Below are 14,299 nucleotides of genomic sequence, written 5' to 3'. Positions count from 1 at the left end.
TTCGCTCGGTTCTATGGGCTATCTTTCGATTTCTGGGGGAAAAATTCTCGTCATGCAGTATATCAGGTCACTCAGCGCTTCCGGACTTTGTCTGTTTTTAACCGCTTGCGGCGGAGGTTCCGGCGGCTCAGATTCATCCGGCACAATCGTGAGCAACACGTCAGACCCAACCATTTCGATCATCGGCTCCAAAAACATGCAAGTATCCGTCGGTTCGCTGTTTACCGATCCGGGCGCGTCCGCGGAAGACAACGAAGATGGTGATCTAACCGCGTCGATAGAAATCGATTCCGATGTAAATACGAATTTCGCTGGCAATTACACGATTACGTATTCGGTAACCGACTCGGATGGCAATACTGTCTCGACGATACGCTATGTGATTGTCGCGGACAGCTCAGACAACGATTACAGCGTTACCTGGGAAGACGACTTTGATCTTCCGGCCCAAGATGCTGAAGGCTGGTCAAAACTGAGACCATCCAGTGATTCAATTATTCTGTATGTATCCAGCACTGAGGGAAGTGACGCAACCGGCGTTGCCTATTCACCATCGAACAGCCTCATCGGTTCAGACCCGTTCAACCCTGCAGGAAACATTGCCCCCTACGCAACGATTAAAGCCGCCACAGACCAAATGCGTGACGGCTATGCCGACTATGTTCTATTGAAACGTGGTGACGAATGGGCGCCAGACGATACGATTGTGATCGACCAATTAGGCGCTGATAACAATCGTGCTGTTTTAGGCGCCTACGGCAGTATTACAGAGGACCGCCCGGTGGTGTTGAATCAAGGGCTTCACTTAAACGCCACAGGCAACCTTGCCATTGTCAGTATCCACTTTAACGCCGATGAGCGAAATCCAAACTCCGCGAACTTTATTCCCTTCGATCAAAACGGAGAAAATGAAGGCTACCGTGGTATTGGCGCCACCATGTATTCGAATGCCGGCAATCTGTTGATTGAAGACTGCTGGTTTGAATGGTTTTCGAGCAATGTGATTCAATCTTACAGTTTTGACGACGACGATAATATTCAAAACATTCCCAACATCATCCTACGTCGCAATATTTTCAATAACAATTATTCGACAAGCTCCCATGCACAAGGGCTTTACTCCTCGTCTACTTCCATGCTGCTGGAAGAAAACGTCTTCGACCACAATGGCTGGTACGAGCAGGGAGACAGTGGGACACAAGCCTATGGCAAAGCCACAAAGTTTAATCACAACACCTACTTTTCAGCCGCCACAAACACCATTTTCAGAAACAACATTTTTTTACGCGCGTCCAGTATCGGCAACAAGTTCACCTCTAACCCGGAAGATACCAACACAATCAAATCCTGGAATGTGTTGCTGGACAACAACTTCTATGCAGAAGGCGAGATCGGTATGAGTATCGGCGGGAACGATGACAATGATGACGGTCCTCGCTGGGAAAATTACATCGTCACCAATAACGTTTTAACGGCGATGGGCAGATCATTTCCAACCAACCGAGGCTTGGGCTGGGGTATTGGTATTAGCGACTGGAAAGGAGGCTTAGTCCAAGGTAACTACATGTTTTCCTGGGGCGATGCCGATACCTATCTAAACACCTACGCGATTGAAAGTGTCGGCGACACCACCAATGTGGAGTTCAGCGATAATCGAATTTACGACATTAAAACGTCAAAAGGCGTCGTCGCTCTAAACCATTCAAGCTCAGCGACCACCGACGGCACTAACCACAACTACCTGGTTTTTAAAAACAACGAAATCGTACTTCCAACGGATCACAACGGCCACTTACTCAGCTATTTCATTAATCCGGAGAACGTAACTTCTGCCGAGAACAGTTTTTACTTCGGCGCTACTGACGACTACTGGTTTAGAGTGTCTGATGACTATGATTACACCAACGCAGACATCACCGATTCGCGAAAGGTTACTTTTGAACAATACACTGCCATTACAGGAGACGACACCAGTCTGATTGAGACACCGTCTTATTATCAGCTTTACGACCGTACCATTAGCTCATTCATGGCAGATGTTATCGGACTTTCTGGTCTGGATGAAACCACGGAAATTCCGGAGCTTGTCGCAGCACTTAAAGAGCAACGGAAAGGAAATTGGGATTCCCGACTCACTGCCGATGCGATCAATGAGTACTTTCGAGCGGGCTTTAACTAGGGGACCTCTGATTATTGTTGGCGAGGCAGCCAGCGCAAGGCAAAAATGGCCGAAAAGCGGTGGGACCGACCCTTCGGGTTTACGCGGTGTAAATGAGCATTTTGAGATCATTTTTAACGCAGCGATGGCAACGCAGGTAATTAATCAGAGCTTCCCTAAAGGGCAATTGTAAAAACTATTGCCTCAATACAGACAAGCTGGAGACGGCATTTATCGTCCCCAGCTTTCGCCTCTAAATAGGAGGCGATCCCTGCGCACCTAGCCGCATTACTAATGCCAGCCTCACTCTGAGATTGTACAGAATCTCTTATTCCACCCTTACTTAGAATACATAAGCCACATTGAGGCTAAAGCTACGACCAGGCTCAGAGTAACGTTTGTAACCATCCCCCGCGACACCGCCAAAGAAACCGCCGAATCCGTTGCGAACACTGTTTATAACTTCCCAACGATAATATTCTTTGTCGGTTATGTTATACGCTCCCGCAGTAAGACTTAAGTTATCAGTGATGTTATAAAATGCTGTCAAGTCGAAAACCGTGTATGACTCTGGGTAGAATGCCGGGCCCTCACCGTTGTTCAGAGAGGTGTAACTGAGATCATCGGATTCATCTACCTGATCAAACCACAAGCTGTGAAGTGCCAACCCCCAGCGATCATTATTCGCCTGATAGCCAAACGTTAAGGTTGCCGAATCCGGAGCAGCCGTTTCCAGCTCATCACCTTTTTCGTGGGAGCCTTCGAGAGCGTTTTGATATTCCCCATCGATGGTTGCATAGGTAAATTGTGTAAATAGATTGTTTGTAATCGCGTAAGTGGCATCAATTTCTATACCATGGACATCCACTTCGCCGACATTTTGAGCCTGACTGTATTCGTCTTCCGAAATTATTGACGTGACATAATCACTACACAAGCCAGTAGTAAAATCTCGTTGGCACTCAATCGTGGTAATTTCAGGATCATAAGCCGATGTCAGGGCAACCTGCTGAATACGATTTTCATAGGTGGTCCAATAACCGGTAATCGTTACGCTGGCGCGGTCGGTCGCTAACTTATAGCCAAGTTCGATGCTAGACGATTCCTCAGCCTCTAAATCTGGATTAGCAATAGTGTCCAGATCAACATAATTTACCCCAGTTACTGAATCTTGAATAGACTCGCTGCCATCTGTACCCAAATAAAGTTGCTGTGCGGAGGGTGCTTTGTAGCCTTGGCTGTAACTGGCCAGTAGGGTCTGTCCCGGTAAAAACTGGTATTCAACAACCACTTCACCAGCAAAGGCATTAAACTCAGAATCCACGACACTGTTGCCGGATACATCCTCAAAGCTGGCACCGGTATTCGGGCTGTATTGCGTAGAATCATAGCGCCCACCTATTCGCAAAAGCAGCGCGTCCGTTAACTGAATGTCATCACTGACGTAGACATTAAAAACATCCGTGTCTGTCTCTGGCACCCAAGAGGCATCGCGCTCCGGAAAGTTTTTACGATACCCGGAGGAATCACTTAGACCTTGGTATCGGCGATCGTAGAGAACATTGTCGATAGATTTACTTTCCCACTTAACGCCATAGCGTATGGTTTGTGAGATATCGCCTGCAATCCACTTCTCAAGATCTAAATTGAAGGATGTGGAATCCTGGGTGGTATTGCGATCTTCACGACGCAAATAAGACTCATCCCCAGAAGAATACCCGAAACTCGTTACCCCAGACGTATACACTTCTTGCATATCAACACTGGCCGACAGAGAGTCGAACAATAGATTGTTCGCGTTATTCCAGCGATAAAAAACGCCGTATCTCTCCTTGTTGTTATCATCATCGGTGTCGAAAACAAAATACGTTGAAGAGTTTCTGCTTAATGGATTTCCTGTTGTTGTTCGATCAGTACGATCATAGAGAATCCCTACACTCTGACCTTCTGCAAATTCATAAGACACTTTGGCCAAGATGGAATCGACTTCGCGGGAAAACTCATCAGCAACTTCGCGTTCAGCGCCAGTGCCACCAGCACTATCTTCAAATGATGCGGATTCATGACCATCCCGACGTGTATATTGCAAAAGAGACTCGAGACCACCAGTTCGATTCGCCAGAGTAACGTTTGCCATGGTTTCTTCTGAGCGAGAGTCATATCCTGTTTTTACGCCAAACGATGAATCGTTTCCTGTTACGTTCAGAAAATCACCGGCATCATGAGTCGTATAGGCAACCGACCCCGCCAGAGCATTACTGCCATTGGCAACAGAACTAGGGCCTTTGGTTATTCGAATCGATTTAACATGCTCCAGCTCAACTTGGCCGCGATTAGAATCGTACATGCCGTAGGCTGAAAAGCTCGCAGGAGCCAGTGTTTCACCGAGAGAAATGCCATCGACAGTTACCGCAACAGCATCGCCCTCCAAGCCTCGAATATTAAAACCATTATCGCCAAAGCGATTACCAGAATCATTAACTTGAACCCCGGGCACGTATCGCGTGGTGTCCTCAATGTTAGAGATAGAGGTACGACTTATCTCTTCCGCATTTAAATCAGTTATGGTCGGAGATACACTGCTTTCGCTCGCAGCTTGTATTACCGTAGTCGAGAGTTCATCGACAGTTTGCGCATAAACTCCATTACCGGCAGCTGCCAGTATGGCAGCCGACAATATGTTCAGTTTCGCTTTTATTGGCATCATAAGAGTTTCCTAAATGTGACAGTCACGTCAATCCACAAAATCAGTCATTGCATTAAAATACCGTTATAAAACGGACTCCTTAAATCGATGCGTCACTATGGCGGTTTGGATTTCTGTCACACTGGCAACTCAAATTTTATAGGTTGCAGAGATCAGAACCTTCGGATTCCCTATCCGTTGTTTTATTTACTTGGGAAGTGTCAAGATGACCTTCCTGCTGCTAAGACGGCTCTGAGTAACCTTGGCGAAGCGGTATCTGCCTGGCAAAAACAACTGCAAATCGGCGGTTTCGACCCTCGAGTTTACGAGGGGAAAATAGCCATTTTTTAATTTCTCCTGACACCGCTATCACTACAAAGGCCGTTATTTAAAACCTCTCTAGACGCCAACATCGGCGCGAGATACCAATCCATCTCCGTTTTTATCCCAACGGCTAAAAATGCGCTTGCCGGAAATTTGAAACTCTTCAAAGGTCATGGCGTGATCGTCATTGTCATCAAGCACACCAAATCGAACGTAGGTCTGCTTAATAGCGGCATGCCGACTGCTCAAAATTTGAGTATCTAAACGTTGTTCGAATTCGTTGAGATATTCACTTGAAGACAACGCGCCATCATGATCCTGATCGGTAAGATGGAAGGCGGTTCTACGCTCGTTGACAAATTCCTGATGACTTACCGAACCATCCCTGTTGGCGTCGTAGATTTCCAAGAACCCTTTTCGAGAATGTGTCGTCGGCATTTTTACGTAGGAGATCCATTCTTCCTGTCGAGGCTCAGAACTGTTACCGCCCGCCTCTTCTTGCCGCGACCGCTGCCGCTCAGGTTCGGGATCACCAGAGTCAACGACGCCGTCTTTATTGACATCCAAGCGCTCGAATATATGATCACCTGATGACGCATATTCTTGCCAGTCAATTGCCTCATCCTCATTATCGTCAAGCGCATTAAAGCGACGATGAGTTTGTTCAATATGAGCCTCACGACCTTTGGAAAGACGATCGTTTAGACGCCCCTCATATTCCCGGACGTACTCTTCCGCATCAACCGTTGTACTCTTATCAGTATCAGTCGAATCAAATTTATTCTGACGCCAGGCGTTATATTCCTGCCAGTCAAGTGTTGAATCAGCGTTACTGCCATACTCACTGACAATCTCCTGGAGACGAGTTTCAGTCATTGGCTGCGGTTTGTGGCCCCGGTCATCAGACATAGCCTGTTGGCGGTCTTTTTGCGCCATCGCGCCATTCATAGTGTTCTTCTCAGGCACCTGGGAACAGGCCACCAAACTGATCGCCAGGACACTGGTTGCCAGCAACTTGGCCGGTGTAACTTTCATCTTCATTTACCTATCTCTTGTTGCTCATTAAAGGTTGTCATACACCAAGACACTGAGGGTTGTCGTATGACTGTATGTTGGCACCTTGGCCGACTCCGGAGCCGCAGCTCGATGCCTGACGCGAAACAGGTATTTCCCCGCCCCTAACGCTAGGGTCACGACGCCGTTGTCATCAGACATGGCCTCAAGTGGCTCCTCTGTTTTCTCAGCGCCTACTCGATAAATCGTCATTGAAGTTTTGGCGAGGGGCTCTCCATCAAAAAGCACCTGGAGGTGAAAATCCTCCATAGCAAAAAGTTCATTGGGATGAGTCAACGGCTGAATCTGTAAACCGCGCTTCTCGACGCTCACCGCTGCATCATTCAATTGATCGTAAGTGATGTAAGTATCAGCGCGTGTAATCGCTTGAAAGTGAGATTTGACGATGGCGCCTTGCGGCAAAGGTTCTTTTGGGTCCCGCGCCCGCTTTTCTTCACCATTGAGATCATAAATGTAAAATTCTGCACCGTAGCGAGCACCGGTCGTTATTCGATAGGTCCCTTCTGCTGGCAACTTGTGCTCAATAACCGTCCGAGTTTTCATCGGCACGATGACATCAGGCTGGGTGGATTTTCGATCTGGTCCTATGATCGCAAAATCATCGTTATCAAAGGCCACTTCCGGGATGAAAAACGTTTCTCCGAAAGACGCATCCAGGGTGACCATTCCATCGCGCACCGGTTCGAAGCTGGCTGGCGCAATGAACGGCGTGTGCGCATGACTGTTGCAGGCCAAAACAAAAAACAGCAAAGACGCAGTGGTCAGTTGATAAATCCTTACGGACAATTGATTCACGCGGAGGGGCTCCCAAAAAACATCCAAAGGGCTGAGGTAAAATACGTAAAGAATCAATATTAATGATAATTGTTATCATTTTCAACAAATGATATAGAAGGATGCCTTTTGTTTGAAACCGCAGTCATCATCAGACCGAGCTATGTTTGCAAACAACACGCAACGCCCAAGAAATATGCTCAGAAAAGGAGAAGAGAAGAAATTACAGATCAATGACTCACAGAAAGTGAATCGAAAGCGATTGTGCCGCCAGGCAACTACCCTTGCAGTAGTTACCTACACGACAGGGAGGACTTTCGCGATATTAAACAGCGAAATCCATTGGGCGATGACCATAGAGCGCTGTGTTGCGCGCGGTATCTGCTTTAAAAGCCGGATTGGACATCATAGTCCCGAAAACTTGCGCCCCCTGGGTGGCTTCTCGCTCAGACCCGAAGGGACCAATATCCCCCGCATCGCGCGTCGCTACCCACCAAGCGGTGCCCATCTTGAAAACTCGCGCACTGCGAAACCAGCGCTTGGCAACTTCACCTTGACGAACCTGTGACATGACATACCTCCTATGGAACGTTGGCGCGCAATTCTACATTATTTTGACACCATGTATCAAAATATTGACATTAATTTCCTCTACTCAGACCAACTTTACACCCATGACGGATTTTCTAACGAAGTACTCATAAAAGGAAAATCGTATAAAATCATCAAAAAACCCCATAAAAGCACCGATCTCTTACAGAAGCTTTCGATTTCAGACCTGTTGACAGGCCCTCACGTGAGCTAATTTCAGCTCAACCCTTAACACACAAAAACCAACTGGTTTAAAATCTGCCGCCTTGCCACGGCGGTACCGAGACAATTTGCTAACAACGCAGCCCAAAAACCCCTATCTGTCTTGCAACCCGCATCTTAACGCCGCACAAATGATAACCTCACAGGATTGAATGAGTACTCAAGCCAAACCGATGAAGACCGCCGAGCCCAGCCACACGCCTATGATGCAGCAGTATTTACGCATAAAGGCGGAACACCCCAATGAGTTGGTTTTTTACCGAATGGGTGATTTTTACGAGCTATTTTTTGATGACGCTAAGCGCGCAGCGGCTCTCCTCGATGTCACACTGACAGCCAGAGGAAAATCCGCAGGTGAGCCGATTCCTATGGCGGGCGTCCCCTTTCATGCGGCAGAATCCTACTTGGCTCGCCTGGTCCGCAAAGGCGTATCGGTCGCCATTTGCGAACAAATTGGCGACCCAGCCACCAGTAAGGGCCCTGTAGAGCGTAAAGTCGTCCGCGTCGTTACACCGGGAACCGTCAGTGACGAATCTCTGCTGGATGAATCGCGGGACAATCTATTGGCCGCCGTTCTTCCCGGTGACGATGATGTCTATGGGCTGGCAACCATCGATATGGGCTCAGGTCGATTTCAAATTCTGGAAGTAAAGGGGCTTGAAGCGATCCAAGGGGAGCTCGAGCGACTTAACCCTGCCGAATTACTGGCGCCCGATCACCTGCACCTACCTGAGGCCATTGCCAACCGAAAAGGATTGCGCACTCGCCCACCCTGGGACTTCGAACTCGACGCCGCCGAGCGCCTGTTAAATCAACAATTCGGCACCCAAGATCTCAGTGGTTTTGGATGCGACAACCTTCGCACCGCACTTGCGGCAGCGGGCTGCCTTCTTACCTACGCTCGAGAAACTCAGCGCACTGACCTACCCCATATCACCGGCATCCGTACCGAAAATAGAGACGAAGCGGTACAGATGGATGCGGCAACCAGACGCAATTTGGAATTGGATATCAATCTCGCTGGCGGTGATGACAATACGCTCAACGACGTACTCAACCAATGCGTCACGGCGATGGGCGGTCGCATGTTGCGCCGCTGGTTACACAGACCCTTGCGCTCGCTAACAGATTTGCAGCAGCGCCAAACCACCATTGGCGTGCTACTGGAAAATTATTTTTTTGAATCCATACAACAAATATTAAAGCGTATCGGCGACCTTGAACGCATCCTCGCGCGCGTTGCTCTGCGTTCAGCTCGTCCGCGCGATCTTTCCCGGCTCGGCTCAGCGCTGCTCACTTTACCTGAACTTCAAGGTGAGCTCGCCCGGGTTCAAAGCCCTTATTTACAAGAGCTCGCCGAACGCATTTCTGTCTTTCCGGAGGTTTCTGTCCTACTCGAGAAAGCACTGATCGATAACCCGCCAATGGTAATCCGCGACGGCGGCGTCATTGCAGAAGGTTATGACGCTGAGCTCGATGAGTTGCGCAACCTCAGCAGTAATGCAGGAAATTACCTGACCGACCTCGAAACCCGAGAGCGCGAACGCACCGGTATCAATACGTTGAAAGTTGGCTACAATCGTGTTCACGGTTACTACATTGAAATTTCACGCGCCCAATCCGATCAGGCTCCGGCAGACTATATACGTCGCCAGACTCTGAAAAACGCCGAGCGATACATCACCCCCGAACTGAAAGAATTCGAAGACAAGGCGCTATCCGCCAAAAGCCGCGCACTGGCCAGAGAAAAAGCGCTCTACGATGCCCTGATCGATACCTTGAACGAATCGCTGATTATCTTGCAGACCAGCGCCGCCGGCATCGCCGAGCTGGACGTTCTGGTTAATCTCGCCGAGCGGGCGGAATCTCTCAACTGGACCTGCCCAACACTCAAGGATTCACCAGGACTCGACTACCGTGCAGGACGCCACCCGGTCGTCGAAAAGGTCGCGGAACACGCGTTTGTTCCCAATGACTTGGTATTGGACGACAACCGTAAAATGTTGATCGTTACTGGACCCAACATGGGCGGTAAATCAACCTACATGCGTCAGACAGCACTGATCACATTGCTCGCGCACATTGGCAGCTATGTTCCTGCGGAAGCCGCACATATCGGACTCGTAGATCGAATTTTTACCCGTATCGGCTCAGCCGACGATCTCGCCGGCGGCCGTTCGACCTTTATGGTAGAAATGGCGGAAACCGCCAATATTCTTCATAACGCGACAGACCGAAGCCTGGTTTTGGTGGACGAAGTCGGTCGCGGCACCAGCACCTTTGATGGCCTTGCCCTCGCCTGGGCGGCTGCAGTGCACCTCGCCAGCCAAGTGGCATCCTTCACGCTGTTTGCAACTCACTACTTTGAATTGACTCGACTGCCAGAACAATTCACCAATGTGGCGAATGTCCACCTCGATGCGACCGAGCATCAGGAAAATATCGTCTTCCTGCACAACATTCAGGAAGGTCCCGCCAGTAAAAGTTACGGCCTGCAGGTTGCCAAGCTCGCCGGTATTCCAACTCCGGTACTTACCTTGGCCAAAGAGCAACTGGAGCTGCTGGAAAGTCAGCCCACAGAATCCAATCCGAGTGAGCCAGCAACAACCAAACCCATGGTGACGCCACAACAGAGCGATCTTTTTGCCATGCAACCCCACCCAGCCATTGAAGAGCTGGGGAAATTGGAGCTGGATTCGATGACGCCGCGCCAGGCCCTAAATATTCTTTACGATTTAAAAAGTCTATTGAACTAGGGTTACTTAGAAAATGGTGGCGAGAGTCAGTAAGCGCAAGGCAAAAACTGACCGCCGCCAAGCGTTCTGATAAAATATGCCGCCTTGTAGGCGGAGCTGCTACAATGCCGCCCCAAACCGTGATAGCGAGAGACAAGACTCATGGCCACCGACCGGAAATCTGGGTACTAAAGGCCGCAGTCGATCTCACAAAGATACAAAGAATTGAATAGATTTCTGGAGATACACCATGGCCTTCGTAGTTGGCGATAACTGCATTAAATGCAAACATACTGATTGTGTCGAAGTCTGCCCGGTAGACTGCTTTTATGAGGGCCCCAATTTTCTGGTTATCCACCCAGATGAATGCATTGACTGCGCCCTCTGCGAACCCGAATGTCCGGTTGAAGCGATTTTTGCCGAGGACGAGCTGCCTGCAGGCCAGGAAGTCTATGTCGAGCTGAACTCCGAACTGGCAGAAGTGTGGCCCAATATTACCGAGAAGAAAGACCCTCCGGCAGACCATGAAGAATGGGACGGCGTTGAAAACAAACTGCAGTATCTAGAGCGCTAAGCCCTCTCCTCCCCCTATATCCTACCCCTTCGACGAAGACAAAAAGCCACTTCCCTCAGTAGGAAGTGGTCATGGCGATGGGGTGTGCTTTTAGTGCGCCAGCTTGTCAGCTAGCTCGGTGAGAGCGTCGACGATGTAATCGGGCTTCTCCGCAAGAGGATATAACGCCTTGCCGGGCCGCTTGATAAAAGTTGCCTCCATTCCCGCCGCCTTGGCACCCGCAATATCCCAACCATGGGCTGCCACCAGCATCGCCTCTTCAGGTTTAACACCCGCCTTTTCTGCGGCCCAACGGTAAGTGCGCAAATCCGGCTTGTACAGGGAAATGTCCTCGACGCTATAGCGGCTTTCAAATAACGATAATAAACCAGCATTCTCGAATTGCGTCTTAACGCCCTTGTTCGATGAATTTGTCAGGCTAATCAAACGATACCCTCGTGCTCGCAGAGCTTCTAACCCCGCCTTTACATCCGGATGTGGAGGCAAGCTTCGCAAAGGGGTCACAATCGCCTGACGTGCAGCCGATTCCGTCATGGATACCCCGTTTGTTTCCGCGACCATCATCAACGCAGCCACACCAATCTCACCGAAGGTGTGAAATTCGCCGGTCACTGAATCGACTAGAGAGTGATGCAACATTGTGGAAAACCACAAGCTCATTAAGTCATCGCGACCACCTAGAGCTTCAGACACGGACGATCGCATGTCATTAAGATCGAGCAGCGTCTCATTAACATCGAAAAAAATAACTTTGATCTCGGGCGACGCCTCCTCTGCGGCTTGTGTAGGCACAACCCACACACAAGAAAGAAGCACAATACAAAAAACGCGAAAATTCACTTTGGATAACACGACAGGGACCTATGATTTAAACGGCAAGGAGTCAGGTCAGCGAGAAGACCAACCCGAAAGGACGAGGCGCAAAATAAGGGTTTTTGCCGCCCCACCGACTACACTAACGCCGCAAATTGAACTGACGCTGAACCAAGGTTTCTTGCATTTCCGAATTAACACCCATAAAAAAAGCCGCTGAAACAGCGGCTTTTCTTGACGGAGAGAATCTGGGGGTTACAGATTGGTAAACAATGCTTCAGCACTGAGCCCTTGTTTTTCCATAATGTCACGCAGACGCTTAAGTGCTTCCACCTGAATTTGTCGAACACGCTCGCGGGTCAAACCGATTTCTCGCCCCACCTCTTCCAGCGTGCTCATTTCGAAGCCACGCAGACCAAAACGTCTGGCAACCACTTCCCGCTGTTTTTCGCTTAGCTCGTTCAACCAGCCATCAATACTCGATTTCATATCGATGTCTTGCAGTACAGCAGCAGGGTCAGATTCTTGCTGATCAGGAATGGTATCGACCAGCGTCTTCTCTGAAGACTGACCGATAGGCACATCCATGGAGGTCACCCGCTCGTTGAGACTCAGCATACGCTGAACATCTTCGACTGGCTTCTCCAGCAGATTGGCAATATCTTCTGGCGTAGGCTCATGATCTAGCTTTTGAGCCAGTTCTCGCGCTGCACGTAGATAGACATTTAGCTCTTTCACCACATGAATCGGCAGACGAATGGTCCGAGTCTGATTCATGATGGCTCGCTCAATGGTTTGACGAATCCACCAGGTTGCATAGGTTGAGAAACGGAAGCCGCGCTCAGGATCGAACTTCTCGACAGCTCGAATCAAACCCAAGTTGCCCTCTTCGATCAAGTCGAGCAAGGCCAGCCCACGGTTGACATAGCGACGGGCGATCTTAACAACCAGACGCAAGTTACTTTCGATCATCCGATTTCGAGATGCCTCGCATCCGCGTAACGCTTTACGAGAGAAGAACACTTCTTCTTCAGCGCTGAGCAGCGGAGAAAAACCGATCTCATTCAGATAAAGTTGAGTTGCATCCAGATTTTTTTGGAACTTTTCGGAGTCTCCTCCGGTCACAGATTCAGTATCGAATACCTGTTGCTGCGAACTGGATTCTTCTTCGAAATCACCTTGGTCAAAATCAGCGTCCTGAGCCAAGCCCTGATATTCTTCGTTTTGCAGTGAGTGTTCCTGTACGGCCATAAGTAAGTCCCGTCGATCTAAGTTCACTTAGCGGCGAGTTCTGTATCACAGAGTCTCGTGAGCCCATCTCTTTGTGTGTCTTCCCTGCCTCGCCATGTGGGTGTCGAGTATCCTTTCCAAATCAGCGCTTCGGTAAATAGGTCATTGGATCCACCGGTTTACCTTCCCGCCTGATTTCAAAATGGAGCTTCTCGCGGTCGGTCCCGCTATTTCCTATTTCGGCAATCTTTTGTCCAACTTTAACAGCAACCTGTTCTTTAACGAGCAGTTTACTGTTGTGGGCATAGGCACTCAGAAAAGTGTCATTATGCTTGATGATCAAAAGATTGCCGTAACCGCGGATTCCATTCCCCGCGTAAACCACGACTCCAGCAGCGGCAGCGAGGACAGAGTCTCCTAAACGCCCTTCAATATCAATCCCCTTGCTGGCGCTCCCTGCGCCGGAATATTTCGTCAACAATTTGCCATCCGCAGGCCATCGCCAGTGAATCCCGTCGCGAGAGACAACTTTTTTTGTCGTTGAGGGTGAGCGACTTGTCGCAGTTTTTGAACGCGAGGCTTGCGCACTCGTTTTGGGTGAACTAGTGTTCTGAGAAGTATTCGCGTTACTCGCCGTCCGTGTCGTGGTAGCAGGTGCCACATTACGGTACAGAGACAGGCGCTGCCCCGCGTAAATCGTGTCGTTGAGACGAATCCCGTTACGCTTAGCAAGATCTTCCGGGTTGATATCGTAGCGCCAGGCAATGCTGTACAAAGTTTCGCCACGGCCAACCACATGGTAACCAATCCATCCCTTTGGAATGGCGTTACGTTCCTGGACTGGCGCACGATTCGGCGCAGAGCAGGCGCCTAAAACCACTCCCAGCAGGCAAGCGATCAAAATCTTGAACACCTTACCACCTGTATCCCACTCTGCTTTTAACACCATTAGCTATATGAACAACGGGTTTATAGGTCAAAAAATGAGCATTGATTATAAACTTTGGTGCTTAGTAATAAAAAATTATGAGAAATTCGTATAAATTTTTTTTACTTAACCACCTAATTTTTCTCCCATTTTCTTGTCAATTCCGAGATAGACGCTATTTTCGCGTCAA

At 49.1% G+C, this 14,299-nt stretch carries 10 protein-coding genes; 3 read left to right on the top strand and 7 right to left on the bottom strand.

Annotated features, from left to right (window positions below; all coding sequences use genetic code 11):
* Positions 1 to 52: 52 nt before the first annotated feature.
* Positions 53 to 2,179, top strand: a complete 2,127-nt coding sequence (locus ACXAFR_RS09305; protein WP_475175957.1) for a DUF5011 domain-containing protein — start codon at positions 53 to 55, stop codon at positions 2,177 to 2,179.
* Between the two features lie 322 nt (positions 2,180 to 2,501).
* Here ACXAFR_RS09305 and ACXAFR_RS09300 read toward each other — a convergent pair whose 3' ends face one another.
* The 4 genes from ACXAFR_RS09300 to ACXAFR_RS09285 all read right to left on the bottom strand — a co-directional run bounded on the left by ACXAFR_RS09300 (position 2,502) and on the right by ACXAFR_RS09285 (position 7,587).
* Positions 2,502 to 4,865: a TonB-dependent hemoglobin/transferrin/lactoferrin family receptor gene (locus tag ACXAFR_RS09300; RefSeq protein WP_475175954.1), complete on the bottom strand. Its 2,364-nt coding sequence runs from the start codon at positions 4,863 to 4,865 to the stop codon at positions 2,502 to 2,504.
* Between the two features lie 378 nt (positions 4,866 to 5,243).
* Positions 5,244 to 6,209, bottom strand: a complete 966-nt coding sequence (locus ACXAFR_RS09295) for a hypothetical protein (protein WP_475175952.1) — start codon at positions 6,207 to 6,209, stop codon at positions 5,244 to 5,246.
* Between the two features lie 21 nt (positions 6,210 to 6,230).
* Positions 6,231 to 7,037, bottom strand: a complete 807-nt coding sequence (locus tag ACXAFR_RS09290; protein WP_475175951.1) for a DUF4198 domain-containing protein — start codon at positions 7,035 to 7,037, stop codon at positions 6,231 to 6,233.
* Positions 7,038 to 7,341: 304 nt separating this feature from the next.
* Positions 7,342 to 7,587, bottom strand: a complete 246-nt coding sequence (locus tag ACXAFR_RS09285) for a DUF6316 family protein (RefSeq protein WP_475175949.1) — start codon at positions 7,585 to 7,587, stop codon at positions 7,342 to 7,344.
* Positions 7,588 to 7,981: 394 nt separating this feature from the next.
* Between ACXAFR_RS09285 and mutS the strand changes: the two genes are divergently transcribed.
* Both mutS and fdxA read left to right on the top strand, forming a co-directional pair.
* Entirely contained in the window at positions 7,982 to 10,585 is a 2,604-nt protein-coding gene (mutS, locus tag ACXAFR_RS09280) for a DNA mismatch repair protein MutS (protein WP_475175947.1), read from the top strand.
* Between the two features lie 229 nt (positions 10,586 to 10,814).
* Positions 10,815 to 11,138, top strand: coding sequence for a ferredoxin FdxA (fdxA, locus tag ACXAFR_RS09275; protein ID WP_475175946.1), 324 nt, complete (start codon positions 10,815 to 10,817; stop codon positions 11,136 to 11,138).
* Between the two features lie 90 nt (positions 11,139 to 11,228).
* Here fdxA and ACXAFR_RS09270 read toward each other — a convergent pair whose 3' ends face one another.
* The 3 genes from ACXAFR_RS09270 to ACXAFR_RS09260 all read right to left on the bottom strand — a co-directional run bounded on the left by ACXAFR_RS09270 (position 11,229) and on the right by ACXAFR_RS09260 (position 14,094).
* Positions 11,229 to 11,930 carry a haloacid dehalogenase type II gene (locus ACXAFR_RS09270; protein WP_475175943.1) on the bottom strand — a complete coding sequence of 234 codons (702 nt, stop codon included), beginning with the start codon at positions 11,928 to 11,930 and terminating at the stop codon, positions 11,229 to 11,231.
* A gap of 276 nt (positions 11,931 to 12,206) precedes the next feature.
* Complete coding sequence (gene rpoS, locus ACXAFR_RS09265; protein WP_475175942.1) at positions 12,207 to 13,202, bottom strand: RNA polymerase sigma factor RpoS; 996 nt, start codon at positions 13,200 to 13,202, stop codon at positions 12,207 to 12,209.
* Between the two features lie 121 nt (positions 13,203 to 13,323).
* On the bottom strand, positions 13,324 to 14,094 hold the full coding sequence (locus tag ACXAFR_RS09260; protein ID WP_475175940.1) for a peptidoglycan DD-metalloendopeptidase family protein: 771 nt from the start codon (positions 14,092 to 14,094) through the stop codon (positions 13,324 to 13,326).
* Positions 14,095 to 14,299: the final 205 nt, after the last annotated feature.

It is taken from the genome of Pseudomaricurvus sp. ABR4_320, from assembly GCF_056159445.1.
Note: the sequence above shows the minus strand (reverse complement) of the source record. Positions and strands in the feature narration are given on the sequence as shown.